The 25017-nt window shown below is 73.9% G+C and carries 24 protein-coding genes; 10 read left to right on the top strand and 14 right to left on the bottom strand.

The window, feature by feature from the left end; all coding sequences use genetic code 11:
- Positions 1 to 14: 14 nt before the first annotated feature.
- Entirely contained in the window at positions 15 to 3587 is a 3573-nt protein-coding gene (locus tag A4A78_RS03455) for a S41 family peptidase (RefSeq protein ID WP_062947007.1), read from the top strand.
- Positions 3588 to 3809: 222 nt separating this feature from the next.
- A complete protein-coding gene (locus A4A78_RS03450; RefSeq protein WP_062947006.1) occupies positions 3810 to 4805 on the top strand; it encodes a universal stress protein in 996 nt (331 codons plus the stop codon).
- Between the two features lie 28 nt (positions 4806 to 4833).
- On the opposite strand, the gene A4A78_RS03445 is transcribed toward A4A78_RS03450, so the two are convergent.
- Positions 4834 to 5142 (bottom strand): hypothetical protein, encoded by a 309-nt coding sequence (locus A4A78_RS03445; RefSeq protein WP_062947005.1) that lies wholly within the window; start codon positions 5140 to 5142, stop codon positions 4834 to 4836.
- Positions 5143 to 5231: 89 nt separating this feature from the next.
- Here A4A78_RS03445 and A4A78_RS03440 point away from each other — a divergent pair, with 89 nt between their 5' ends.
- Together A4A78_RS03440 and A4A78_RS03435 are read left to right on the top strand one after the other, a co-directional pair.
- Complete coding sequence (locus A4A78_RS03440) at positions 5232 to 6332, top strand: LysR family transcriptional regulator (RefSeq protein ID WP_062947004.1); 1101 nt, start codon at positions 5232 to 5234, stop codon at positions 6330 to 6332.
- Positions 6333 to 6434: 102 nt separating this feature from the next.
- Entirely contained in the window at positions 6435 to 7013 is a 579-nt protein-coding gene (locus A4A78_RS03435) for an SRPBCC domain-containing protein (RefSeq protein ID WP_062947003.1), read from the top strand.
- Positions 7014 to 7023: 10 nt separating this feature from the next.
- Here A4A78_RS03435 and A4A78_RS03430 read toward each other — a convergent pair whose 3' ends face one another.
- Both A4A78_RS03430 and A4A78_RS03425 read right to left on the bottom strand, forming a co-directional pair.
- The gene (locus A4A78_RS03430; RefSeq protein WP_062947002.1) at positions 7024 to 7314 is read right to left on the bottom strand and encodes a DUF1905 domain-containing protein; all 291 of its coding nucleotides are present in this window, start codon (positions 7312 to 7314) and stop codon (positions 7024 to 7026) included.
- Between the two features lie 102 nt (positions 7315 to 7416).
- The gene (locus tag A4A78_RS03425; RefSeq protein WP_062947990.1) at positions 7417 to 8562 is read right to left on the bottom strand and encodes a glycerol dehydrogenase; all 1146 of its coding nucleotides are present in this window, start codon (positions 8560 to 8562) and stop codon (positions 7417 to 7419) included.
- 286 nt (positions 8563 to 8848) lie between these two features.
- Between A4A78_RS03425 and A4A78_RS03420 the strand changes: the two genes are divergently transcribed.
- The 5 genes from A4A78_RS03420 (at position 8849) to A4A78_RS03400 (ending at position 14663) form a co-directional block, all read left to right on the top strand.
- Positions 8849 to 9883: a universal stress protein gene (locus A4A78_RS03420; protein ID WP_062947001.1), complete on the top strand. Its 1035-nt coding sequence runs from the start codon at positions 8849 to 8851 to the stop codon at positions 9881 to 9883.
- Between the two features lie 80 nt (positions 9884 to 9963).
- Complete coding sequence (locus A4A78_RS03415; RefSeq protein ID WP_062947000.1) at positions 9964 to 10650, top strand: hypothetical protein; 687 nt, start codon at positions 9964 to 9966, stop codon at positions 10648 to 10650.
- A 270-nt stretch (positions 10651 to 10920) separates the two neighbouring features.
- On the top strand, positions 10921 to 11610 hold the full coding sequence (locus tag A4A78_RS03410) for a copper chaperone PCu(A)C (RefSeq protein WP_062946999.1): 690 nt from the start codon (positions 10921 to 10923) through the stop codon (positions 11608 to 11610).
- Positions 11607 to 12863 (top strand): Dyp-type peroxidase, encoded by a 1257-nt coding sequence (locus A4A78_RS03405; RefSeq protein ID WP_062946998.1) that lies wholly within the window; start codon positions 11607 to 11609, stop codon positions 12861 to 12863. The genes A4A78_RS03410 and A4A78_RS03405 overlap by 4 nt, the downstream gene beginning before the upstream one ends.
- Before the next feature lie 309 nt (positions 12864 to 13172).
- The gene (locus A4A78_RS03400) at positions 13173 to 14663 is read left to right on the top strand and encodes a gluconokinase (protein ID WP_062946997.1); all 1491 of its coding nucleotides are present in this window, start codon (positions 13173 to 13175) and stop codon (positions 14661 to 14663) included.
- A gap of 304 nt (positions 14664 to 14967) precedes the next feature.
- Here A4A78_RS03400 and A4A78_RS03395 read toward each other — a convergent pair whose 3' ends face one another.
- The 10 genes from A4A78_RS03395 to A4A78_RS03350 all read right to left on the bottom strand — a co-directional run bounded on the left by A4A78_RS03395 (position 14968) and on the right by A4A78_RS03350 (position 24032).
- Positions 14968 to 16239 carry a mannitol dehydrogenase family protein gene (locus tag A4A78_RS03395; RefSeq protein ID WP_062946996.1) on the bottom strand — a complete coding sequence of 424 codons (1272 nt, stop codon included), beginning with the start codon at positions 16237 to 16239 and terminating at the stop codon, positions 14968 to 14970.
- Between the two features lie 14 nt (positions 16240 to 16253).
- The gene (gene uxaC / locus A4A78_RS03390; protein ID WP_062946995.1) at positions 16254 to 17681 is read right to left on the bottom strand and encodes a glucuronate isomerase; all 1428 of its coding nucleotides are present in this window, start codon (positions 17679 to 17681) and stop codon (positions 16254 to 16256) included.
- Between the two features lie 125 nt (positions 17682 to 17806).
- Positions 17807 to 18793 carry a LacI family DNA-binding transcriptional regulator gene (locus A4A78_RS03385; protein WP_231880819.1) on the bottom strand — a complete coding sequence of 329 codons (987 nt, stop codon included), beginning with the start codon at positions 18791 to 18793 and terminating at the stop codon, positions 17807 to 17809.
- Between the two features lie 129 nt (positions 18794 to 18922).
- Positions 18923 to 19519, bottom strand: a complete 597-nt coding sequence (locus A4A78_RS03380) for a sugar O-acetyltransferase (RefSeq protein WP_231880818.1) — start codon at positions 19517 to 19519, stop codon at positions 18923 to 18925.
- Positions 19520 to 19578: 59 nt separating this feature from the next.
- A complete protein-coding gene (locus A4A78_RS03375; protein WP_062946993.1) occupies positions 19579 to 19902 on the bottom strand; it encodes a multidrug efflux SMR transporter in 324 nt (107 codons plus the stop codon).
- Positions 19899 to 20303, bottom strand: coding sequence for a multidrug efflux SMR transporter (locus A4A78_RS03370; RefSeq protein ID WP_062946992.1), 405 nt, complete (start codon positions 20301 to 20303; stop codon positions 19899 to 19901). The genes A4A78_RS03375 and A4A78_RS03370 overlap by 4 nt, the downstream gene beginning before the upstream one ends.
- Positions 20300 to 20896: a TetR/AcrR family transcriptional regulator gene (locus tag A4A78_RS03365; RefSeq protein WP_062946991.1), complete on the bottom strand. Its 597-nt coding sequence runs from the start codon at positions 20894 to 20896 to the stop codon at positions 20300 to 20302. Before A4A78_RS03365 ends, A4A78_RS03370 begins: the two co-directional genes overlap by 4 nt.
- 100 nt (positions 20897 to 20996) lie before the next feature.
- Entirely contained in the window at positions 20997 to 21734 is a 738-nt protein-coding gene (gene larB, locus A4A78_RS03360; RefSeq protein WP_231880817.1) for a nickel pincer cofactor biosynthesis protein LarB, read from the bottom strand.
- On the bottom strand, positions 21727 to 22683 hold the full coding sequence (gene larE, locus A4A78_RS03355) for an ATP-dependent sacrificial sulfur transferase LarE (RefSeq protein WP_082835163.1): 957 nt from the start codon (positions 22681 to 22683) through the stop codon (positions 21727 to 21729). The genes larB and larE overlap by 8 nt, the downstream gene beginning before the upstream one ends.
- Positions 22680 to 24032 carry a lactate racemase domain-containing protein gene (locus A4A78_RS03350; RefSeq protein ID WP_062946990.1) on the bottom strand — a complete coding sequence of 451 codons (1353 nt, stop codon included), beginning with the start codon at positions 24030 to 24032 and terminating at the stop codon, positions 22680 to 22682. The genes larE and A4A78_RS03350 overlap by 4 nt, the downstream gene beginning before the upstream one ends.
- Positions 24033 to 24148: 116 nt before the next feature.
- Between A4A78_RS03350 and A4A78_RS03345 the strand changes: the two genes are divergently transcribed.
- Positions 24149 to 24601, top strand: a complete 453-nt coding sequence (locus A4A78_RS03345; RefSeq protein ID WP_082835162.1) for a GNAT family N-acetyltransferase — start codon at positions 24149 to 24151, stop codon at positions 24599 to 24601.
- On the opposite strand, the gene A4A78_RS03340 is transcribed toward A4A78_RS03345, so the two are convergent.
- Entirely contained in the window at positions 24529 to 24996 is a 468-nt protein-coding gene (locus A4A78_RS03340) for a hypothetical protein (RefSeq protein WP_062946989.1), read from the bottom strand. The genes A4A78_RS03345 and A4A78_RS03340 overlap by 73 nt on opposite strands.
- Positions 24997 to 25017 lie beyond the last annotated feature (21 nt).

Raw genomic sequence — 25017 nt, 5'->3', positions numbered from 1 at the left:
ATAGGGTGGAAACCATGCCGACGACGCCTGCTCATGCCGCCTATCTCCGCCACCCCGACGTCCGGGGCGATCTGATCACCTTCACTGCCGCGAACGACGTGTGGCTCGCCCCGCTCGAGGGAGGCCGCGCCTGGCGCCTCACCGACGAGGGCGCCCCCGTCTCCCACCCGCGCTTCTCCCCCGACGGCGCCCACATCGCCTTCACCTCTCGCACCTCGGGCGGGCCGGAGGTGTGGGTCGCGGACGTCGCCGGCGAGTCCGCACCGCGCCGCCTGACCTTCTGGGGCCGCCCCGCCACGAAGGTCGTCGGCTGGCTGCCCGACGGCCGCATCGTCGCGACCACCAGCTACGCCGCGCCGGTCGCGCGCGATGCCCAGCTGTGGGCCGTCGACCTCGAGGGCACCACCACGCTGCTGCCGCTGGGCCGCAGCGGCGAGGTCGCGATCCACCCCTCCGGCACCACCGTCGTCGCGACGCCGTGGCGCCGCGACCAGGCCTCCTGGAAGCACTACCAGGGCGGCACGGCCGTGAAGCTGTGGCTCTCGCGCGAGGACGTCCCGCTGGACGCGCCCGCCGAGACGCATGCGGCCCGCACCTGGGAGCCGCTGCTCGACGAGATCCTCGCCTCCAAGCTGCGGATCGCCTGGTACGGGGATCGGCTGCTGTTCGCCTCCGACACCCCCGGCCCCGGCGCGGCCCTCACCGATCGCGCCTCGGCGAACCTGTGGTCCGTCGCCGCCGACGGCACGGACCTGCGCTCCCACACCTCCCTCACCTCCGAGGAGGGCTACCTGCGCGAGCCCGCGACCGACGGAAGCGCGATCGTGTTCAGCTCCCGCGGGCGCCTGTTCGCGATGGACTCCCTCGAGGCCGCGCCGCGGGAGATCGAGGTGCTCGCCTCCGGCGTCGGCGCCGCCCGGCTGCCGCGCCCCGCCTCGGCGAGCGAGAACCTGCTGGCCATGCGGCCGCTGCACGACGCGCGCGCGAGCGTCGTCGAGTGGCGCGGCTCCGCGCACGCCCTCACCCATCGCGGCGGTCCGGCGCGGCTGCTCGCCGGGGCCTGCGGTCTGCGACTGCGGGAGGTGCGGCCGCTCGGCCGCTCCCCCTTCGCCCTGTTCGTCTCCGATGCGGAGGCCCTCTCCGATCGTGAGCAGGGCGGCGTCGGCTCCGACGTGCTGGCGCTGGCGCGGCTGGACGGCGGCGGCGAGGAGATCCGGCTGGCCGTGGGCGAGGTGGGCCGGATCCTGCACGCGATCCCCTCGCCCGACGGCTCCCGCATCGCGATCGTCAGCCACGACAACGTGGTGCGCCTGGTGACCCTGCGCGGCCTCGAGGACCCCGCCAAGGAGACGCACGGGAAGGGCGCGCAGGCCGCGACGGCCGCGGACGCCGGCTGGGAGGCCGACGCCGACCGCTCCGTCGCGGCGCCGCGCCTGGACCACGTGCGCGAGATCGGCCGCAGCAGCGGCGGCGAGGTCAGCGACCTGGCCTGGTCGCCGGACGGCCGCTGGCTGGTGTGGGCGGAGCCGAACTCCTGGCAGCTCTCGCGCCTGATGATCTCGGACACCGAGGCCCAGGAGCCGACGGGCCGCGCGCTGACCTCCGGGAAGTTCCAGGACTCCGCCCCCGCGTTCAGCGCCGACGGCAAGCACCTGGCGCTGCTGAGCCTGCGCACCTTCGAGACGGTTTACGACGACATGGTCTTCGACCTCGGGTTCGTCAACGCCGAGCGGCCCTTCCTGCTGCCGCTCGAGCGCACCACCCCCGACCCCTTCGGCCCGCACCCCGACGGCTGGGGCCCCGCCCCGGAGAAGCCCGCGGCCGACGGCGCCTCCGGCTCCGCGGACGACGGCACCGGTCACGGCCCGGCGGGCGGCGCGGGATCGGGGACCCCGTCGGGGGCGGCCTCCGACCCGTCGGCGAGCGCCGCCGCGACCGCCGCGGCCGAGGCCTCCTCCCGCCCCGCGACCTCGCACTCCGCCGCCGGGGCGGAGGACGCGCACCGCCCGCCGGCCACCCGCATCGACCTCGAGCAGGTCGAGTCGCGCCTGGTGCCCTTCCCCGTCGTTTCCGGCTACTACTCGCATCTCACCGCCGTGACCGGCGGCTTCGTCTGGCTGCGCCACCCCCAGCAGGGGGTGCTGGGCTCGGCCCGAGCCGGTGTCGAGGGCGAGGCCCCCTCACCGACCCTCGAGCACTGGTCGCTCACGGACCGGAAGCTCACCGTCCTCGCCGAGGACGTCACCGACCTGGCCGTCTCCGGCGACGGCGAGACCCTGGTGATCCGGCAGGGCGAGAACTGGGTGCAGGTCCCCGCGACCCGCAAGGCCGAGGACGAGGACCCCGCCCGGATCGTCATCGACACGGGGCGCCTGCGCCTGACCGTCGACCCGGTCAAGGAGCGGCGCGGCATGCTCTGGGACAACTACCGGATCATGGCCCAGCAGTACTGGCGCGCGGACATGGACGGCATGGACTGGCACGCGATGACCTCCTGGTACGACCCGGTCATCGAGCGCCTGGTCACCGAGGACGACTTCCAGGACATGATGTGGGAGGTCCAGGGCGAGCTCGGCACCTCGCACGCCTACGTGCAGGGCGGGGTGTACAAGGCCGATCCGCCGATGCTGCCGGCCCATCTCGGCGCGGACCTCGAACGCCAGGGCGGGCGCTGGGTGATCACCCGGATCCTGCCGGGCGACTCCTCCGACCCGGACGCCCGCTCGCCGCTGCTCGCCCCCGGCGTCGATGCCCGCGTGGGCGATGCGGTGCTGCGCGTGGACGGCCGGGACGTCGGCCCCGAGGGGATCGAGGCAGCGCTCGTCGGCTCCGCCGGGAAGGCGACCGAGCTGGTCCTCGGGCGCGACGGCGCCGAGCACCGGGTGGCGGTCACGCCGCTGGGCGACGACTCGGAGCTGCGCTACCAGGCGTGGGTCGAGTCGCGTCGCGCCCTGGTCGCGGAGCTCTCCGGCGGCCGGCTCGGCTATCTGCACATCCCCGACATGGTCTCCTCCGGCTGGGCGCAGATGCACCGCGACCTGCGCGAGGCGACGACGAAGGAGGGCCTGGTCGTGGACGTGCGCTACAACAGCGGCGGCCACACCTCGCAGCTGGTCACCGACCGGATCGCGCGTCGGGTGCTGTCCTGGGACTACCCGCGCCACGAGCGGCCGGGCACCTACCCCGCCTTCGCGCCGCGCGGCGCCGTGGTGCTGGTGACGAACCAGGAGGCCGGCTCCGACGGCGACATCGTGAACGCCGTCTCCCGCGCCCTGGAGGTCGGTCCGATCATCGGCACCCGCACCTGGGGCGGCGTGATCGGGATCGACGGCCGCTACGACCTGGTCGACGGCACCGGCGTGACCCAGCCGAAGTACGCCAGCTGGTTCGAGGGCGAGGACTGGGCGATCGAGAACTACGGCGTCGAGCCCGACATCGAGGTGCCGCTTCCGCCCAGCGCCTGGGTGGCGGGCGAGGATCCGCAGCTCGCCCGCGGCGTGACGGAGGCGCTCGCACTGCTGGAGCAGACGCCCGCCGCGGTCCCGCCGCCTCTGCCCGCCCCGCGCTTCGGCACGCCGAGGGGCTGAGCCTCCCGGCGGTCGCTCCGCCGCGTCTCGCCCGGCCGCGCGCATCAGCGGTCGGGCGAGGTGCGTCCGGGACGAGGTCTGGGCGCGCCCGGGGCAAGGCCAGGGACCTCGGCCCTGGCCGCGCAGGCCGGACGGTCGTACCCTCGGAGGTACCGACGGCGGGCTCGACCGATGGGGGCATCCCGTCGACGGTCGCGCCGCGCCCCCGGAACGGAGGCCCCGATGCCCGCCGACGACAGCTCCACTCCCCTGCTCTTCGATCCCGAGTCCCGTCCGGTCGGGGTGCTCGTCGGATACGACGGCTCCGACCAGGCGATCCAGGCCCTCCACTACGCGGCGACGATGGCGCTGGGGATCGGCTGCCGGCTCACGGTGGTCTCCGCGTTCACGGTGCCCGTGATGGTCTACCCGAACATGGCCTCGCTGCCGCCGGTGCCCGAGGATGAGGCCCGTGCGGCCGCGTCCCGGCAGGTCGCCGCGGGCGCCCTCCCGCACCTGGAGGGCTATCCGGGCGAGGTCGCGCTCGAGTCCGTCCAGGGCGATGCGGCCGGCGTGCTCGTCGAGCTCTCCGCGCTCGCCCGCCTCGCCGTGGTCGGCTCTCGCGGCCGGGGCGGCTTCCTGGGGCGCCTGCTGGGCTCGGTCTCCGAGGCGCTGCCCGCCCATGCGCACTGCCCGACGGTGGTGGTCCCCTCCAGCTACGTGGTGCCCGAGACCACCGGTCGCGAGCGCTTCACCCAGGTGCCGGGCACGGAGCCCGTGGTGGTGGGGCTGGACGGCAGCGAGGACAGCACGCTGACCACCCTCGCGCAGCGGGCGGCGGCGGCTGCCGGGGCGCCGCTGCACCTGCTGCAGGCGATCCCGCCGCTGGACACCTGGTCCGCCTCCGCGCTCGCCGCGGTGCCCGACCAGCAGTTCCTGGACCGACAGCGGGAGGAGCTCCTCGCCCTGCTCGAGGGCGAGGCCCGGGCGCTGCGCGACCGGAACCCCGAGGTGGCGGTCACCGCCTCGGTCGAGGTCGGCGATCCCGTCGCCCTGCTCGTGGAGCGCTCGCGCGACGCGCGGCTGACGGTGGTGGGGACCCGTGGACGGGGCCGCATGATGAGCGCCCTGCTCGGCTCGGTCTCCCGCGGCCTGCTGGAGCGGGCGCAGGGCCCGGTGATGGTGGTGCCGGACCTGGACATCTCGCGGATCGGCCACGACCGGCGACGCCCCCGCTGAGTCGGGCCGTGCCCGGCGCCCCACCCGCTCAGCGCAGCGAGTGGGCGGCGATCTCCGGGAAGCGCACGGCGAGGTCCTGCCGCGGCTCCCGCCCGGGCTCCGCGGCGGCCCCGTCCGTGCGCTCGGCGGTGCGAGCGACCGGATGGGTCCCGTCGGGCCGGAGCTCGCGGGCGATGAGCGCGTTCCCGCGCGCGATCCGCTCGGCGACGGAGAGGCGCTCGTGCTCCTCGCGCGGGGTGACGATCCGGGCGGCGAGCAGGCGGGTGAGGGATCCGAGGGCGACGGCGAGGAGGGCGATGAGGACGATGAACAGGAGTCCGAGGAGTGCTGCGGTCATGGCTCGATCCTTCGCCCGCACACTCTTCAGCACAAGCGATGATCTGCACCCCTCTGTTCAGTCGGACTGAACAGAGGTAGGGTCGCGGCATGCTCGATCCGCTCAAGCTCCGCGTCCTCCGCTCCGTCGTCGAGACCGGCAGCATCCGCGCGAGCGCGGAGGCGCTGGGCTACACCCCGTCGGCCGTGAGCCAGCACCTGTCCAGCCTGCGGCGCGAGACGGGTCTGGAGCTCGTGGAGCGCTCGGGCCGCGGGATCGTGGTCACGGCGCACGGGAGGGCGCTGGCCGAGCAGGCCGGCCCCGCCCTCGAGGCGCTCGCCGCACTCGACCGCACCGTGCAGGACCTGCGCTCCGGGCGCACCGGCACGCTCCGGCTCGGATATGCGGGCTCCTTCGCCGCCACCTGGATCCCGCAGCTCACCCTCGACGTGCGTCGGCACTTCCCCGAGCTGGGCCTCGACTTCCGCGTGCGCGAGTGCACCGATGCGGATGCGGGCGCGGACGGCTTCGACATCGTCGTCGGCGAGGGGCTCCCCCTGGAGAGGGCCGAGGAGTGGGAGTGCCAGGACCTGCTCGAGGAGGGGTACGTCGTCATCGTCGGCCTCGACCACCCGCTCGCGTCGCGCTCCGAGGTGACGCTCAAGGAGCTGGCCGACGAGCCCTGGGCGACCGACGACCCGCTGGACTCCTCCTGGTTCGAGCGCATCGCGGCGGCCTGCCGCGCGGCCGGGTTCAGCCCCGCCGTCGCGGTGAACCCGCGGGACTTCCCCACCGTGCTCGGCTTCGTCGCGACCGGGGACTACGTGACCGTCCAGCCCTCGCTGATCGCGGAGGACCTGCGCCCGGACGTGGTCGCGGTGCCCCTCGCCGGACCGGGCCCGCGTCGCCGGCTGCGCGTGCAGGTGCGCTGCGCGGTCTCCCGCAGCCCGGCGTCGCAGTTCATCCTCGACCGCCTCCACGACCGGGCCGAGCACAGGGCGCGCACCATCCCGGGCGCGGTGCACCTGGGCTCGGGCGCTCGCCCCGCGGTCCCGACGGGCGGCCGCTCCGGCACGACGGGCGACTCGTTCGGCGCGACGAGCGGCCCCTCCGGCGCGACGGACGACTCGTCCGACGCGACGAGCGGCCCCTCCGGCGCGACGGACGGCCACGTCGACGCCGATGCGGGTATTCCCGCCGCCATGCTCTGACACCCCCGCCCGCCCCGGCCCGCACGACACCGACACCGACACCGACACCGACACCGACACCGACACCGACACCGACACCGACACCGACACCGAGGAGGATCCATGACCGCCGAGCACCCCGACCCCGCTGAGAACCCCACCATCGCCGGGAATCCCGACATCGACGCCCGCATCCGCGATCTGCCCGTGCGCGCCGAGCTCGCCGACGGCACCCTGGTGATGGAGGTCGACCTCGCCGGCACCGCCGCGCAGCTGTGGCAGGCGCTCACCGACCCCGCCCAGCTCGCACGCTGGTCACCGGTCGTGCCGGACCGCGCCCTGACCTCGCCGGGCCCGGCCCTCTCGCGTGAGAACCCCGAGGAGGACCCGGTCACCGCCGACGTGCTCGCGATCGCCGGCGAGCATGCGCTCACCCATCGCTGGGGCGAGGCGACACTCGGCTGGATGGTCGACGAGGGGCAGCTCGACCTGCAGGTCACCCTGCCGGACCCGCAGCAGGCGCAGTACTTCGCGGCAGGGTGGCATGTGTGCCTGGCGGTGCTCGACGCCCGGCTCGAGGGTCTGGACCAAGAGCGGATCGTGGGGATGGACGCCCTCGACCACGGCTGGGAGGAGCTGCGGGCCCGTTACGCCGACGAGTTCGGCCACCCGCACGGCCCCACCCCCGGCCAGGACGCCTGACCCGGCGCGCTCAGCGCTCCTCGATGTGGAGGGCGACCTCGATCTCGTCGCCCACCTCGACCCCCTCGGCGCGCTGCACCGCGACCTTCACCGGCACCAGATAGCCGCCCTCCCGCGGGAACAGCGAGGTGGTGAAGTCGGTGTCGCCGATCCGGGCCTCGACCGCGATGCAGCCCCACCCGTAGCTGGCGCTGCTCGAGATCGCGGCGATCGCGTCGGCCTCCTCCTCCGGCACGCGCGCGAAGACGAACGGGGCGGGGCCGCGCCATTCGATCGTCGGTGCCCGGAAGCGGAGGTCCATGCGGGGAGCGTAGACCGGCCCTCTTCCCGCCCCCAGGGGTTACCGAGAAGTCATGCCCCAGCGGGCCACTTGTCAGTCGTCCCGGGCTCCGACGAGCCGGGGTCAGTGGCCTCCGCCGGTGTAGAGCTCGGGCTCGGGCAGGCCGTGCTCCCGGCGCACGCGTCGCGACAGCTTCTCGAGGGCGGTGAGCGCGGCCAGGACGTCGTCGGCCGTCACCGGGAAGGGCATCGAGTGGATCGTCTCGCCCTCCACCGTCGCGGCCTCGGCGACTGCGCGGAGCTCCTTCCGGTTTTCGGGGGTCAGTCCGATCTCGGTGAGGGTGTTCGGCAGACCCACCTTCGTCGTGAACACGATGAAGTCCTCGATCTCCTGGGCGGGAGCGCCCTCGAGGACGAGCTGGGCGAGGGAGCCGATGTTGACCTTCTGGCCATGGGTGAGCCCGTGCGTCTGCGGGGCGGCGGTCAGCCCGTTGTGAATCGCGTGCGCGGCGGCGAGGCCTCCGGACTCGAACCCCAGCCCGGACAGCAGCGTGTTCGCCTCGACCACGGCCTCCAGGGCGGGGGTGACCACGCGCGCGGCGACCGCATCGAGCGCCGGCAGCGCGTTCTCCCACAGGATGTCCCAGCTCAGCTCGGCCAGCGCGGTGCCGGCGAGGGTGGGGCGACCGCCGGCCATCGCCGTGCCGGTGCCGCGGCGGGTGGCACGCGCCTCGAGCCAGGTGGCCAGCGCGTCGCCGATCCCGGCGGCGAGGAAGCGCACCGGCGCCTCGGCCACGACCTGGGTGTCGATGAGGACGAGGTCCGGGTTGCGGGGGAAGAAGCGGTACTCGTGGAACTCGCCCTCGGCCGTGTAGATCACCGCGAGCGCGGAGGTCGGCGCATCGGAGGAGGCCGCCGTGGGCACGCTCGCCCAGCGGATCCCGGCGAGGTGCCCGGCCGCCTTCGCGGCGTCGATGCTCGATCCGCCGCCGAAGCCCACGACCACGTCATGGCCGCCGGCGGCGATCGCGACGACCAGCGCGTCGACGGCATCGGGCGTCGCGAAGCGCTCGAAGCCGACGCGCACGACGGGCAGGCCCGCTGCGGCGAAGGAGGCGGTGACCTGATCGGAGAAGAGGCCCCAGACGGTGTCGTCGGCGACGAGCAGCGGGCTGCTCCCGAGGGCGGAGAGGTGGGTGCCGAGCGCGTCGAGCGCGCCCTTCCCCTGGACGTAGCGGCTCGGGCTGGCGAGGACGGTGAGCTCGGACATGGCGTGGCGCTCCTTCGGGCCGACGGTCGGGCCCGCGACCACGAGCCCGCGCCCCACCCTCGTCCCGTCCCGGGTGCGCGGCAACGAGGCTTCTCGTCGGCCGAGAAGTCCGGCCGCCCCTCCCCGGAGGCGGACCCGAAGATGCCCGACCGCGGCGCTCGCCCCCGCCGCGGGACCTCTGCCCCGCGCGGGCGGGTCCGGCCGCGACTAGGATCGACGGACCGGCGGAGGAGACCCACGGGGGCGGCCCCGTCGGCCCAGGGAGCCCCCGGCCCAGGAGGTCGAGATGCCCGACGACGACGTCACCGCCCAGCCCGCCCGGACCAGCCCCGCCGAGACCGCCGCACCGACCGACGACGCCCCGGCGTCCGTCGCCTCCGACGCGCCCGGCACCTCGCCGGACGGGGACCGGCCGCTCGGCGTGCTGATCGGCTACGACGGCTCCGAGCAGGCCGTCCAGGCACTGCACTACGCCGCCCGCGCCGCGCTGCGCCAGGATCTGCCGCTCACCGTGGTCACCGCCTACACCGTGCCGACCATGGCCTACGCCGAGGCGGCCCTCACCCCGGTCGTCCCGGCCGAGGTCGCGCGGTTGAACGCCGCCCGCGAGCTGCTCGACGAGGCGCGGGAGCACCTGCGCGACTACAGCGGAGCCTTCGACCTGCGCGCCGAGTGGGGCGATGCCGCGGGCGTGCTCGTGAAGCTGTCGGCCCAGGCCGCTGTGGCCGTCGTCGGCGCGCGCGGACGCGGCGGCTTCCTCGGCCGGCTGCTCGGCTCGGTCTCCGCCGCGCTGCCCGCCCATGCGCACTGTCCCACCGTCGTGGTGCATCGCGGCTACGAGCTCGGCGAGGGCGCGCACCGCTTCCAGCCCATCGAGGAGGACGCCCCCGTGACCGTGGGCACCGACGGCTCCGCCCGGGCCGAGGCGGCGCTGGACGTGGCCGCGCAGGCGGCGCTGTCCCGCGGCACCTCGCTGCGCGTGCTCATGGTGATCCCGTCCCTGGAGGACTGGGGCGGCTCCTATGCGGCCTGGCTCCCCGATCCCGACGTGGTCGAGACCCATCGCTCCCGGGCCGCGACCGGGCTCGAACAGGGCCTGGAGCAGCGTCGCAGGGAGCACCCCGAGCTCACGATCACCAGCGAGGTACTGGTCGGCGACCCCGTACGGCTGCTGATCGCGGAGTCGGCGGATGCGCAGCTCACCGTCGTGGGCACCCGCGGGCACGGGCGCGTGACCAGCACCCTGCTCGGCTCGGTCTCCCGCGGCCTGCTCCAGCACGCCGAGGGGCCGGTGATGGTGGTGCCGTCCCACGCGACGTAGTACGCCCGGGACGCCGGCCGGTCGCGCCGACGAGGACATCTCGCGCCGCGCTGCCCGGCCCGACCGGGCAGAATAGGGGCATGTCCGCCTCCCGCTCTCCGCTGCGCCTGCTGCGCGGAGGGACCGCCGCCTCGATCGCGACCGCCGTCGCGCTCGGCGGCCACCTCGCGGGTGGCGGGGCGATGCCGGCCTGGCTCGGAATCCTCGTGCCCTGGTGGCTCGCGGTCGCCGTGTGCACGCTGCTGGCGGGCACGCGCTTCTCCCTGGCCCGGATGGGCGTCGCGGTGCTGGCCAGCCAGGCGCTGTTCCACGGACTGTTCAGCGCGGGCACGCCCGGTGACCCAGGGCGGGCCTTGGTGGACCCGCCGGGCTCCCATCTGGGCCACGGCGCGGGCTACGCAGGGCACGGCGCCGGGAGCGTCGCCGGGCACGGCGCCCACGGCGGCGGCGAGGGCGTCGCGTCGGTCGCCGACCACGCCCTGCACGGCAGCCATTCCGATCTGCGGATGCTCCTGCTGCACGTGCTCGCCGCGATGCTGACCGCGGTGCTGCTGCAGCACGGCGAGTCGGTGCTGATGCGCTGCGCGCGCCTGGCCCTCGCGGTCCTCGCGGTGCTCGCGCATCCACCGCTGCTGCTGCTGATCACGCTGCTGGTGCCCGAGCGGCCGGCCCGGCCCCTGCCCGCGGCACCCCATCTCCTGCACGCCCAGCGTGCCGTCCTCACCCCGCAGCTGCGCCGGGGCCCTCCGGTGGTCCTCGCGGCCTGAGCAGGGACGACGCCCCTCGTCGTCCGGCAGCACCCGGCGCCCCGTGCCCGGGACCTCGCCGCCGCGCGGCACGATGCCCGGCGCCCCCGCGCCCGGCGGCACGGCGCCCGACGCCGACCGCCCCGCGCGTGACGACCGCGCACCGACGCGCCCGCTCAGGCCCTCCCCGATCGACCATCACCCGTCCGGTCTCCCTGCCGCACGGGTCCGCGCCGACCGCTGCCCGCGCGCCCTGCGCCGCGGACCGTCGGCCCTTCGAGAGGACCTTCCATGTCTCAGCTTTCCCTGTCCCAGCATTCCCTCCTGCCCTCCCTCGCCCGTCCCACCCGCCGGGCCGCCCTGGCCGCGGCGCTGCTCCTGCCGCTCGCGGCCTGCAGCTCCGACCCCTCCGACAGCTCCGGGACGGGCGGCGCCTCGGACGGCAGCGGCACGAGCGCCGAGGGGCTCACCCTCGTCGACCCGTGGGTGAAGGCCGCCGAGGAAGGCATGACCTCCGCCTTCGGCACCCTCACCAACGACACCGGCCGTGATCTGCAGCTGATCTCGGCGAGCACCCCGTCGGCCGGGATGGTCGAGCTGCACGAGACCATGGGCGACGGCTCCGGCGGCATGAGCATGCAGGAGAAGGAGGGCGGATTCCCCGTCCCCGACGGCGGCGAGCTCGTGCTCGAGCCCGGCGGGAACCACCTCATGCTCATGGACCTCGCCGCCCCGCTGCAGCCCGGCGACGAGGTGGAGCTGACGCTGCAGTGCGAGGACGGCACCGAGCTGGTCGTCACCGCCACGGTGAAGGACTTCGCCGGCGCCCAGGAGCACTACGAGCCCGAGGGCTCGGCCGGCTCCGGCGCCTCCGACGGCGGCGGCGAGCACGACGGGCACGCCGACGGACACGGCGATCACGGCGGCCACAGCGCCGACGAGCCCGCGGAGGGCTCCGAGGCCGAGGGCGGTGCCGAGTGACCTCCCGCGACGACCGCGCTCCGGCCCGCCCCGGCCGGCGCCACCTGCTGCGGGCCGGCACCCTCGGCGCCGGAGCGCTCGGCATCGGCGCCGCGGGGGTCGGGCTCGGCCGCTCCCTCGGCGACCCCGCCGCCCCTGCCGACTCCGCGGAGGAGGCTTCGACCCACCAGGCGCCCTACGGCGGGCCGACCGTCCCCTTCCACGGCGTGCACCAGGCCGGGATCGAGACGCCCGCCCCTGCGTCGGCGACGCTCCTGGCCCTGGACCTGCGCGAGGACGTGGACCGCGACGGGGTGCTGCGGATGCTGCGGCTGCTCACGGACGACGCCGCCCGACTCACTCGGGGCGAGCCCGCGCTCGCGGACACCGAGCCGGAGCTCGCGACGGAGCCCGCCTCCCTCACCGTCACCGCCGGCTTCGGCCCGGGGCTGATGTCCCGGGCCGAGCGCCCGGCGCCGGACTGGCTCGCACCGCTGCCCGCCTTCGGCATCGACGAGCTCGAGGAGCAGTGGTCGGGCGGGGACCTGCTGCTGCAGGTCGCGGCCGACGATCCGCTGACGGTCTCCCACGCCGCACGGATGCTGCTGAAGGACGCCCGCGCCTTCACGACCCTCCGATGGGGGCAGACGGGCTTTCGCCGCTCCCCCGGCGTCGTGAGGCCAGGCAGCACCCTGCGGAACCTGTTCGGCCAGCTCGACGGGACCGCGAACCCCGCCCCGGGCAGCGGGCACTTCGCGAAGGTGGTCTGGATCGAGGACGGTCCCTTCGCGGGCGGCACCTCGATGGTGGTGCGTCGGATCCGCATGGACCTCGACGGCTGGGACGAGGCCGACCGCGGGGCGAGGGACGCCGCGACCGGCACCCGGCAGGACGACGGCGCGCCGCTGTCGGGCGGGGACGACAGCACCCCGCCGGACTTCGAGAAGGTCTCCGCGAACGGCTTCCCGGTGATCGGGGAGTTCTCGCACATGCGTCGGGCCCGCGGGGTCGACGACGGCGAGCACCAGGAGATCTACCGCCGGCCGTACAACTACGAGCACGCGCCGGCGCCCGGCTCGGGGCTGCTGTCCGAGGCGGGGCAGGTGTTCGTGTCCTTCCAGGCCGATCCGCTCGCGCAGTTCCTGCCGATCCAGCGCCGCCTGGACGAGCTGGACCTGCTGAACCAGTGGACCACCCCGATCGGCTCGGCCGTCTTCGCGATCCCGCCCGGCTGCGCCGAGGGCGAGTTCCTGGGGCAGAGCGTGCTGGAGTAGCCGAGCCGCCGCCGTCCCGTCCGGCCGCGACCGAGCGCCGTCTGCACAGAAGGGACTCCAGCGGCACGGTGCGGAGCTGAGCCCCTCGCCGTGCCGCTGGAGTCCCCTTTCTGCCGGGCCCTCCGCGACGAACCGACGAGGCGAGCGGCGAGGGCGGGAGATCGACAGCCGCCAGGTGGCAACCCGTGGCGAGCCCGTCGGCCTTGTGCGAGGTCCTCGTATGCTGGCCGGAACCCCCTGCGCCCCGGCACGACCGCCCGGACCGTCGTGCTCGCACGCGCAGGCCCCGACGACTGCAGGAGATCATCCATGCCCCGCTTCAACATCCCGGCCGAGGACGCCCAGGGACCCCTGGTCGTCGGGATCGACATCGGCTCGGGCGGCACCCGCGCCGCCGTGTACGACGTCTCGGGCCGCGAGGTCGGCAAGCTCCAGCACAAGGAGATCCACGCCTTCACGGTCGACGACGACGGCACCAGCACGATCGACGCCGACCAGATCGTCGCGGAGATCCGCTCCGCGCTCTCCGCCGTGCTCGGCCACGGCGAGCTGCCCGGCGACGTGCGCGCGATCGGCTTCGACACCTTCGCCTCCTCGCTGATCGCGGTCGACACGGCCGGCAACGCGCTGACCCCGTGCATCACCTACGCGGACACCCGCTGCCACGCCCAGGTGGGCGAGCTCGCCTCCCGGATCGACGTCGAGGACCTGCACGAGCGCACCGGCGCCCGCCTCCACTCCTCCTACACCGCGCCGCGGCTGCTGTGGCTGCGCAAGGAGCATCCCGAGGTCTTCGCCCGCACCAAGCGGTTCATGGCGCTCGGCGAGTACGTCGCCTTCAAGCTGCTGGGCACCCCCGCGCTCGGCACCGCCTCCGCAGCCTGGTCCGGCATGATCGACAGGCGCACCGGGCAGTACGTGCCCGAGCTGCTCGACGCCGTCGGCGTGGACGAGTCGACGATGGGCCCCGCGATCGACCCCGACGACGCCCTTCCCGTCGGCGGCACCCCGCTGGCCGCCGAGTTCCCGCAGCTCGCCGACGCCGTGTGGCTGCCCGTGATCGGCGACGGCCTCGCCGCGAACCTCGGCATCGGCGCGCTCGGCACCGGCACCTGGGGCATCTCCACGGCGACCTCCGGCGCGATCCGCCAGCTCCTGGACACCGACATCCCCGCCCTCCCCTCCGGGCTGTGGGCATACCGCGTGGACCAGCGCCGCACCCTCGTCGGCTCCGCGATGAGCGACTGCGGGCGCGTGCTGGACTGGTGCCGCAACGAGCTCGCGATGCCCTTCGACATCGACGCGACCGACACCGCGACCCTCTTCTCCGGCCCGCCCTCGGCCGGCACCCCGCTGGTGATCCCGTTCTTCTCCGGAGAGCGCGGCACGAAGTGGCGCGGCTCCTCCCGGGCGGTGTTCGCGAACGTCGGCGCCTCCACCACCTGGAAGGACATGCTGCTCGGCGCGATGGAGGGCGTGGCTCTGTCGTTCCTGCGCATCGCCGACCAGATGCGCGAGGCCGGCGGCGAGCCCGAGCGGATCGTGCTCTCGGGCGGCATGACCGGGGCGATCCCCGGCTGGCTGCACCTGCTCTCCGACGCGCTCGCCATGCCGATCGACCACGTGGCCGTCTCGCGCTCGACCATGCGCGGCGCGGCCGTGATGGCCCTCGAGCAGGCCGCACCCGAGATCCCCGTCGCCGAGGCGCCGGTGCTCGCCCGGGTCGAGCCCGTCCTCGCCCACCAGGACTACTACCGCGAGCGCCTCGAGCGCTTCGAGAAGCTCGCCGACCTGGCCTGAGGCGGACCGGCTCGCTTGCACCGGCACTGTACGCGCTGACCGCGGTACATGGTCTGCAGATGGCGCATGGCGTTCCACTATGCCTATATAGGCGTAATGGAACGCCATGCGCCATCACCGCCCACCCCGGGCACGGCGTGGACCAGAGCAGGGACGTGGAAAGGCCCTTGTGCCGGTGAGAGCCCGGCCGCGGACAGGACCTGGTGCACCCAGGCTCAGGTGCACCGCACGGACAGCACGACGCCCCGCGGAACAGATCCGCGGGGCGTCGTGTCGAGTCCGGCCGGAGCCGGGGCACCGGGCCTCAGGGGCGGGGCAGGCGCTGCTCCTCGGCGACGACCGCCGCGACCAGCGGGTCGCCGGCGGCCACGTCGAGCAGGGCGAGCAGGGCGGTGATCCGCTCGGTCGCGTCCTGGATCCCTGCAGCCTCGGCGATCTCGGCGCTCTTCGGGTCCTGCACCTCGTGGCCGCCCCGCACGCGGTCGGTGACCCAGGCGGTCCAGGCGGCGACGGCCGCGACCTCGCCGGGGGCCTTGTCCGGGCCGCCGAGCTCGGCGATCACGGGCAGCGCGCGCACGGGCAGCTTCGCGGTGCCGTCGGCGGCGATGCGGATCAGGTTGTCCGCGAGACGCGGGTTGCGGAAGCGCTCCTCGAGGGCGGCGGTGTAGGCGTCGAGCTCGTCGGCCGGCAGGGGCAGCGTCTCCCGCGCCTCGCTCCAGAGCTGCTCGACCAGGGCCCGCACCTCGCGGTGGCCGATCGCCTCGTCCACGCGCTCCACACCGGCGACCTGGCCGGCGTAGGCCATGAGAGTGTGGGCGCCGTTGAGCAGGCGCAGCTTGCGGCGCTCGTGCACCTCTATGTCGTCGGTGAACTGCACCCCGGCCTTCTCCCACTCGGGGCGGCGGCCGCGGAACCGGTCCTCGATGACCCACTCGGTGAAGGGCTCGGTGACCACCGGGACGGCGTCGGCGAAGCCGGTCTGCTCGCGCACCGTGTCCGCGGCACCGTCGTCGGCCGAGGGGGTGATGCGGTCGACCATCGAGGAGATGACGTCGACGTGGTCCTCGAACCAGGCGGCGGTCTCCTCGTCGAGCTCGGCGCGAACGGCCTTCCCCAGCACCTCGCCGTTGCCGGTGAGGTTGTCGCAGGAGACCAGCGCGATCGGCTCGTCGACGCCGGCCTCGCGGCGGGCCTTCAGACCCAGCGCGAGACGGGCGGGGGCGGAGGTCGCCGGATCCGACCCGGCGGCGTAGCCCTTCTCGGTGATGGTCAGGGTGACCACGGCGGTGAAGGGATCGGCGAGCATCTGCACCAGGGCATCGACGTCGGCGGCGGGGTGGACCTCGTCGATCACGTCCAGCACGCTGACCTCGTCGGCCTCGGGGCCGCGCACGATCAGGCCGTACCTGCCGCCCTGGGCGTTCAGCGCATCCGCCATCGCGGCGGAGCGGCCGGTGAAGGCGACGACGGACCAGCCGCCGGCCACGGCGGTGGCCTGCAGGGTGTGGGCTCGGGCGAAGTTGCCGATGCCGAGGTGGACCAGACGGCCGACGTCGGAGGGGGCAGGAGCGTTCATCAGATCGGTTCCTCTCACGCGGACTCGCCGAGGCGGAAGACCTCGCGAGGCTGCTGGGTGGGCAGGGTGGCGACGAGCTCGACGGCGTCCTCGAGACGCATGCGGTGCTCGGCGACGAGGCCGGCCAGGTGAGTCGCGTCGATGCGGCGCGACATGTCGTGGCGCGCCGGGATTGAGCAGAAGGCGCGGGTGTCGTCGATGAAGCCGCTGGTGCGCGTGTAGCCGAGGGTCTCGGAGACGGCGCGGCGGAAGCGCAGGATCGCATCGGGCGAATCGATGAACCACCACGGCGCCCCTGCGTAGACCGACGGATACACGCCGGCCAGCGGCGCGATCTCGCGGGAGAACACGGTCTCGTCGATCGTGAACAGCACGGTGCGGAAGTTCTCCGCGTGGCCCACGTCGTTGAGCATGGGGCGCAGGTGGTGGACGTAGTCGACCGCGACGGGGATGTCGAAGCCGACGTCCGCGCCGAATTTCTCGAACATCGCGTCGGAGTGGTTGCGGGAGACGGCCGGGTGGAGAGTCATCACGAGCCCGTCCTCGGCGGCCAGGCGGGCCTGGTCGGCGAGCAGGTGGCGGCGCAGCGCCACGGCCTCGTCGGCCCCGATCGTGCCCTCGAGCGCTGCGGAGTAGAGGCGGCGGGCGTCCTCGATCTCGAGCCGCTCGGTGCCGGGGTCGATGTGGGCGTGGTCGGAGGAGACGGCGCCGTGGTCACGGAAGTAGAGGCGGCGGGTGCGCATGGCCTCGAGGTGGCCGTCGTAGGTGCCGGTGTCGACGCCGGCGGACTCGCCGAGGGCGGCGACCAGCTCGGGGAAGTCGGCGCGGGCGGGCTCGAGGTACTTGTCGGGCCGGAAGGTGGGGATCACGCGGCCGGTGAAGGAGGCGTCGGCGGCGAGCGCGTCGTGGGGGGCGAGGTCGTCGACCGGGTCGTCCGTGGTCGCCATGACCTCGATCCTGAACTGGTCGAACAGGGCACGGGGACGGAACTCGGGGCGGGTGAGCTTGTCCGCGATCTCTTCGTACATCGCGTCGGCCGTGCGCAGGTTCAGCACGGTCTCCAGGCCGAACACCTCGGAGAACTCGTGCTCCATCCAGTAGCGGGAGGGGGTGCCGGCGTAGGCGTGCCAGTGCTCGGCCAGCAGGTGCCAGGCCCTGCGGGAGGCCTTCTCGTCCAGCGGTCCCTGGCCCACGCCGAGGTCGGCGAGGTCCACGCCGCGGGCGTGCATCAGGCGGTTGACGTAGTGGTCCGGGGTGATGAACAGCGAGGTCGGGTCGCGGAAGGGCTCGTCGTCGAGCAGGAGGCGAGGATCGACGTGCCCGTGGGGCGAGACGATCGGCTGGTCCTTCTCGAGCTCGTAGAGGCTGCGCGCGACCTCGCGGACGGCGGGGTCCGCGGGCAGGAGTCGGTCGGGGTGCGGGACGAAGGCGTCGTTGCTCATGCGGCCATCCTCGCAACCTTTCGCGAGAGCGTCGGACGGTTGTCACGGGTTGCCGGGGAAAGCGCCCTCCATCAGACTGATCGACGCCCCAGCAAGCGGCCGGGGACCGCGACGGGCGCGCCGCCTCAGGGGGTCTCGCGCGGTCCCGTGCTGCCTCGGGGCACGAGCCGCACGGGCAGCGAGCCCTCGACCGGGGTGCGGTGGGCGGAAGGGTTCTCGATGCGGCGGATGAGGCGCTCGACGGCGGCACGGCCCTGGGCGCGCTTGGGGCTGACGATGGTGGTGAGCCCGCCGCCGACGAGCCGGGAGAGCTGGATGTCATCGTGCCCCATCACCGACAGCTCCTCGGGCACGCGGATGCCGGCGCGCAGGGCGGAGACCAGGAAGCCGAAGGCGACCAGGTCGTTGTAGCAGATCACCGCATGGGGCAGGGAGTCGCGCATCTCCTCGAAGGCCTGCTCGCCGCCCGCGATGGTGGGGGCGAAGGGGCCGTGGCGCTGGATCTGCAGCCCGTGCCGGCGGGCGGCGACGCGGACGGCGCGCCAGCGCTCCCCGTCCGACCACGAGTTCACGGGCCCGGCGACGTAGGTGACGGTGCGCAGGCCGTTCTCGGCCAGGTGGGCGATCGCCTGGCCCATGCCGTGCTCGAACTCGGGGGTGACGGAATCCAGCCCTGCCACGCGCCGGTTCATCACGACGACGGGGATGCGCTTCGACAGGTGGTTGAGCATCGCGTCGGACTGCCGGGTGCCCGAGAGCACGATCCCGTCCACGACGTCGACGGCGCTCTCGAGGCTCGCGCGCTCGCGCGCCTCGTCCTCGACGGCGTCCAGCAGGAGCAGCAGGAAGCCCTGCTCCTGGGCGGCCTCCTGCATGCCGGAGACGAGCTCGGCGAAGTAGGGGTTGGTGAGGTCCGGGACCTCGATGCCGAGGCGCTGGTGGCGGTGGCCGCGCTCCTGCGAGGGCGGGGCGGAGGTGCGGTAGTCCAGGACCTTCGCGGCCGCCATGACCTTCGCATGGGTCGCGGCGCTGACCCGGCCGGGGCGGGAGAAGGCGCGCGAGACGGTGGAGGGGGCGACACCCGCCTCCTTGGCGACGTCGTAGATCGTCACGCGCGCGTCCGCCACTCGGCCGGCTCCGTCCCGCACCCACCGGGCGCTGTCCTCGCGGGCGCTGCGCGCCCGCTGTCCTCGGCAGAGCTTACCCCGAGCCGAAGGCAACCGGCGGCAACCGTCCGCCCGTCACGCGGAGGGGTCCAGCTGCTTGATCACGGTCGCGGGGACGCCGCCGACGACGCAGTGGTCGGGGACGTCCTTGGTGACGACGGCGCCGGCGGCGATGACGACGTCGCTGCCGATCGTGACGCCGGGCAGGATCGTGCAGTGCGCACCGATCCACACGTCATCGCCCAGGGTGACGGGCTCGCCGAGCCCGAGGTGGGCGCGTCGGCCGGCGGCGGTCAGCGGGTGGCCGACGGTGGAGATCACGGTGCCGGGACCGATCATGCAGTGGTCGCCGATGCGCACGGGGGCGATGTCGAGGATGGTCACGTCGTAGTTCGCCAGGAAGTTCTCGCCGACGTGGATGTTCGCGCCGTGGTCGCAGCGGAACCCGGGCTGGACGTCGACGACCTCGCCGCAGGAGCCGAGCAGGGTGCGCAGCGCCGCAGCGCGCGCCTCGGCATCGCGCGGGTCGATCGCGTCGAGCTCGCGGCAGGCCAGCAGCGCGGCCTGCTTGCGGGCCGCGACCTCCGGGTCGTCGAAGCAGTACTCGAGCCCGGCGTCGAGCTTCTCGAGCTCGGTCATCGCCGGGGCGGCGTCATCCGGGGTGCGAGTCATGGGGACCAGTCTCCCAGGCCCGCGGGCCGGGAGCCGCACACCGTCAGTGCACCCCTCCGTCAGTGCACCCCGCCGAGCTCGACGAGCAGGACGCCCACGACGATCAGCCCCATGCCGCCGAGCATCATCGGCGTGAGCGGCTCGCGGAACAGGATCCGGGAGAGCACGGCGGTCAGGACGATGCCGACCGCCACCCAGACGCCGTAGGCGACGCCGAGGGGCATGCCGAGCGAGAGAGCGCCGGAGATCAGGAAGAAGGCGAGCACGTAGCCGAGCACGAGCGGCACGTACCAGCGGCGGTCGCCGCCGGTCGAGGCCATCCGGAGGGACAGCGTCCCGCCGACCTCGGCGAGGACGGCTCCGGCGAGCAGCAGCCAGGTCATCGGGACTCCTCTCCGGTGGCGGGGACGGCGTCGGCGCCCGTCGCGGTGACGGGCGTGGCCGCGTCGGCGGAGGCCTGGTGGGCGCGCTGAGAGCCGATCTCGACGACCACGACCCCGGCGGCGACCAGCACGAAGCCGACGATCTTGAGGACGGTGAGCACCTCCCCGAACAGGATCGCGGAGCCGGCGGCGGCGAGGACCACGCCGGAGGCGCCCCAGATGCCGTAGGCGACGCCGAGGGACATGCCTCGCCGCAGCACCTGGCCCAGCAGGGTGAAGGCGAGGACGTACCCGGCAACGACCAGCACGTACAGCGCAGGGTTGTCGAGCGCTCCGCGCAGGGAGAGCGTGGCGGTGACCTCGCTGAGGATCGCGCCGATGAGCAGCAGCCAGGTCGTCATGCGTCACCTCCGAGCAGGTCGCGGGCGAGCTCGCGCGTCTGGTCCAGCTGCTCCTCGGAGCCGACGTCGAGTCCGCTGGCGCGGTCGAACCAGAGCCCGTCGGCCATCAGGCGCACGGCCAGGAGGCGGGCGCCGCGGCCGGCGTCGACCCCGGAGGGGATGCCGAGCCAGCGGGAGAGCTGGTCCTCCCAGCGCTCGGTGAGGGCGACGCGAAGGTGGGGGTCCGCGAAGATCACCAGATCGGCGGCGTCGATCGAGCCGGTGCAGGCCCAGTCGAGATAGGCGAGCACGCGGTGCTCGGCGGGCGCCTCGGCGAAGTCCTCGATCTCGGCGCCGTGGCGCGCGGCGACCAGGGCGAGCATCTCGCGCTCGTAGCGCGCGGCCATCCGGTCGAGGATCGCGCCGAGCAGCTGCTCCTTGGTGGAGAAGTGGTACATCAGCCCCGGCTTGGTGACGCCGGCGGCGCGGGCGGCGGAGTCGAGGGTGAGCGTGCCGCCCTCGCCGAGATGGGCCTCGGCGGCGTCGAGCATCGCCTCGCGGGCCGAGGGGCGGTGCGCGGGGCGTGCGGGCGGTGTGGAGCGTGCGGGTGGCATGGGACCTCCGATTCCGAGGGGAACACCCGTTACTTTACCCACCGGATGGCCAAGTAACGCAAGCCTGAGTCGCCTCCTGCGTGAGCCGCTTCTCCCCCTGCTACTCCCCCGGCGCAGGGGCCCAGCGGGCGATCTGCGCGGCGAGGTGCCCGGCGCCGTAGCCGTTGTCGATGTTGACCACGCCGATGCCCGGCGCGCAGGCGGAGAGCATCGTCATGAGCGCGGCCTGGCCGCCGGCGGCGATGCCGTAGCCGACGGAGGTGGGCAGCGCGACGACGGGCGCGGGGATCTGTCCCGCGATCACGGTGGGCAGCGCCCCGTCCATCCCGGCGGCGACGACCACGCAGGCCGCCTCACGCAGCTCGGGCAGTCGGGACTGCAGGCGGTGCAGGCCCGCGATGCCGATGTCGGCGATGAGCTTCGTGGGCCGGCCGAGGTGGCGGGCGGTGAGCTCGGCCTCGCGCGCGACGGGCAGGTCGCTCGTGCCGGCGCAGGCCACGATCACAAGGCCCCCGCTCGGCGCGGGCGGCTCGGCCGGCCAGGCGAGGAGGCGGGCCGAGGGGTCATGGGAGGCGTCCGGCAGGGCCTCCAGGATCGCGCTCGCGCGGGCCTCGTCGGCCCGGGTGAACAGCACCGGGCCGAGATCCTCGCGACCCTCGGCGGCGAGGCGCCCATAGGTCCGGGCGATCTCGCGCACCTGCTCGACGGACTTCGCGTCGCAGAGCACCGCCTCGGGCGCCCCGCGGCGGGAAGCGCGGTCGAGGTCCAGGTCGAGGAAGCCCTCGATCCGCCCGGCCCCGTCGGCCGCGCCCGTCCCGTCGGCCAGCGCCTCAGCCACGGCCGCCCTTGCCGACGATCTGCAGCGAGAACAGGCCCGAGCGGATCCCGTCGAGGTCGATCGTGACGTGCTGGAAGCCGGTCTCCTTGCCCGCGGCGACGAGCGCCTCGCGGATCTCGGGCTCCATCGCGCGCGCCAGCTCGTCGGTGGGCAGCTCGATGCGGCCGACGCTCCCGTGGTGGCGGACCCGGCAGTCGCTGAAGCCCTGCTCGTAGACGGCGTCCTCGAGGTCGTCGATCTGGCGCAGCTTCTCGGGGGTGACCTCCTGCCCGAAGGGGATGCGGGAGGCGAGGCAGGGCGCGGCGGGCTTGTCCGCGACGGGCAGGGACAGCTGCCGCGCCACCTCGCGGACCTGCGACTTCGTCATGCCCGCAACGGACAGCGGCCGCAGCACCCGGTGCCGGGTCGCGGCGCCGGCGCCGGGGCGGTCGTGGCGGGTCGCGTCGTCGGCGTTCTCGCCGTAGGCGACCGCGTCGAGCTGCTGTTCGCCGACGACGTCCTCGCCGATTCGGGTGAACAGCTCGTCCTTGCAATGAAAACACCTAGCAGCGTCATTCTTCTGGTAGTCGGGGTTCTCGCCCTCGTGGGTGGGGACCTCGAGCACCTCCGCGCCGATCACGCGCGCGACCTGGTGGGCGAGGCGCCGCTCGCGCCGGGCGAGGGACGGGGAGACGCCCAGCAGCGCGACCACGTTCTCGGCGCCGAGCGCGCGCACGGCGAGCGCGAGCAGGGTCGCGGAGTCGACGCCGCCGGAGTAGGCGACGCCGAGCTTCCTCACGCCCGCGAGCTCGGCGCAGACCGCGTCGGCGAGCTCGAGCGCCTCGCCGGTCAGGGCCTCCGGGGTCATCTCCTCGGCCTCGAAGCCGGGATGGCCGGGCGCGAACAGCGAGGTGGGGGCCGAGGGGGCGGTGCCGAGGGTGAGCGGGACGGGCTGGCGGACGGAGGTCACTTGCTCTGCTCCGCGGTGCCGTCGCGCTCGGAGGCGAGGCGGAAGAGGACCTCGCCCGCGTGGTCGATCACGAGGGTGTCGGGGTCGTCGCGCAGCGCGTCGATGTCGAGGGAGGCGGGGTCCATGTACAGCACGTTGTACGCCTCGGTCTCCTCCTTGGAGATGGAGGTGGCGAAGTAGCGGTTCACGCGCTGCTTCTCCTCGCCGGTCTCGGGGTCGTAGGTGCCCAGGCCCGTGACGTGCGTGGAGTGGGCGAGCTCCCCCCAGGGGTGGTCCTTGAACCGATCCCACTGCTTCGTGAAGTACTCGATGTTGTGGTACCCGATCTCGCGGATGCCGGGGTGCATCTCGGCGACCGCGGTGATGTGCGGGGCGTAGATGATCACGTCGCCGCCGTCGGCGCAGACGGGCTCGGACTTGTAGAAGCCCTTCGCGCCGGTCCACATGTCCTCGTACATCTCCGGGACGAGGGCGACGATCCGCTTGTAGGGCTTCTCGACGTAGGTGATGTGGGTCTGCGCGGAGATCTTCGCCATCGCGGCCCAGGCGGCCTGCGGGTCGCCGAAGGCGATCGCGCCCAGGTCCGCCCCACCCTCGGCGACGTCCATGGTGAAGGCGAGCTTCTCGGAGGGGATCAGCTCGCTCGCGGCGTCGATCAGCTGGCGCACGGGGGTGATGCCGAGGGTGCCGATGATGCGGCTGGCGGTGATCAGCGCACCCACCCAGTGGGAGATGTCGATGACGTCGTGCACCGAGCAGCCGGGGAAGAAGTACTTGTTGCCGCCGGAGAAGCCGACGACCTCGTGGGGGAAGACGGGGCCGACGATCAGGTTCACGTCGGACTCGACGCAGAGCCTGTTGATCTGCACGTTCATGGGGATGTCGGTGAGCAGTCCGCCGGTGAGCTCGGCGATCTGCTCGGCGGGGATGACGCCGAGGTCCGCGATCTGGGAGGGATCGTCCCAGGCATGGTTCAGGACCGTCCACTCCGGGTAGGTCGCCTTCGCGCCGCGCTCGGTGGAGCCGAGCAGCTGGTCGATGGCCTGCTCGCTCATCGCGGCGTGGGTGCCGAGCGCGATCAGCACGGTCACGGAGGAGGCGCGGCCGGCGAGCGCGTCGTGGATCGCGGGCAGCACCTTGGGGAGGGGGACCGAGCGGGTGCCGTCGGGGATGATCAGGCAGACGCTCTTGCCGTCGAGGTCCTGGTCGGCGAGCTGCTCGGTGACGAAGCCGGCGATCTGCTCGTCGGTGAGGATCCCTTCGGCGCCGCCGAGGAGGGCGGCCCGTTCGGCGAGGCCCTCGGGGATCGGGTGGATCGTGGGCTGCTGGGTCGCCGTGGTCTCGCTCATGGCTCCATCATCCCCTCCCTGCTCGCACGGCACCAGGAGATGACGCCGGTTGCCGCGGGGTCCCCAGGTCCTCGGGCGATCGGGCCTCAGTCCCTGCGACCCCTAGGCCGGTGACGATGGCGTCATCCGGCGGTCGCGACCGCGTCAGCCCGCGGGACCAGACGTCGCCCGCGTGTGCTTCGTCCACGGTCGAGGACGGCGAAGCCGATCTGGGCTGCATCGGCCTGGTGCGCCTCGAGGACCTCGAGGACCCCACTCCCCTGTTCGACCTGCGCCTGGCCGAGGAGTACTGCGGCAAGGGGCTGGGCGTCGAGGAGCTCCGCGCGGTCACGCGCCACGTCTTCGAGCACTTCGGCGAGGTGACGCGCTTCGAGGGCCAGACCCGGGAGGACAACCTCGCGATGCGCCGCACCTTTGTGCGCTGCGGCTGGGTGAAGGAGGCCCACTACCGCGAGTCCTGGCCCGTCGAGGGCGGTGCACCGCTGGCGTCCGTCGCCTACGCGACCCTGCGTCGCGACTGGGAGAGCGGCACGACGACGCCGGTGCCCTGGGAGGAGCCCGGGCTCTGAACCGTCCGGCTCGAAGCGCACGCAGGCCCGTGGTCGATCACCCAGCTGGCCACCGATCCGGAGGCCACCGCGTTCTGGCGCCGAGCGATCCCGGTCCCGTTCGAGGAGATGGTGCAGGCCGACTGGGTCGTGGAGCAGAGGTTCACGATTGACCGGCCGTAACCGCGTCGCCCCTGGCCGGAGGCCTCCTCGGGGATCTCGATCGTGCCCTCAACGGAGACGGGGAAGGGCGGGGCATAGGCCGTCTCCCACAGATGCCCGCCGGGGTCGGCGAAGTAGCCGGCGTCGAGCAGCTCCCCAGCGGGCAGATCGGCGAGCAGTCGTGCGGCGGCGCCGTCGCAGAGGGTCGCGAAGGACCGGTCGTAGGCCTCGGCGGCGGCGGTCCAGTCCCTCATGCCTCCAGTGAACCGCACTGC

This window comes from Brachybacterium sp. sponge (assembly GCF_001613775.1).
Classification (GTDB): Bacteria; Actinomycetota; Actinomycetes; order Actinomycetales; family Dermabacteraceae; genus Brachybacterium; species Brachybacterium conglomeratum.
The sequence above is the reverse complement of the archived record's forward strand: the minus strand, read 5'-3'. Positions and strand labels throughout refer to the sequence as shown.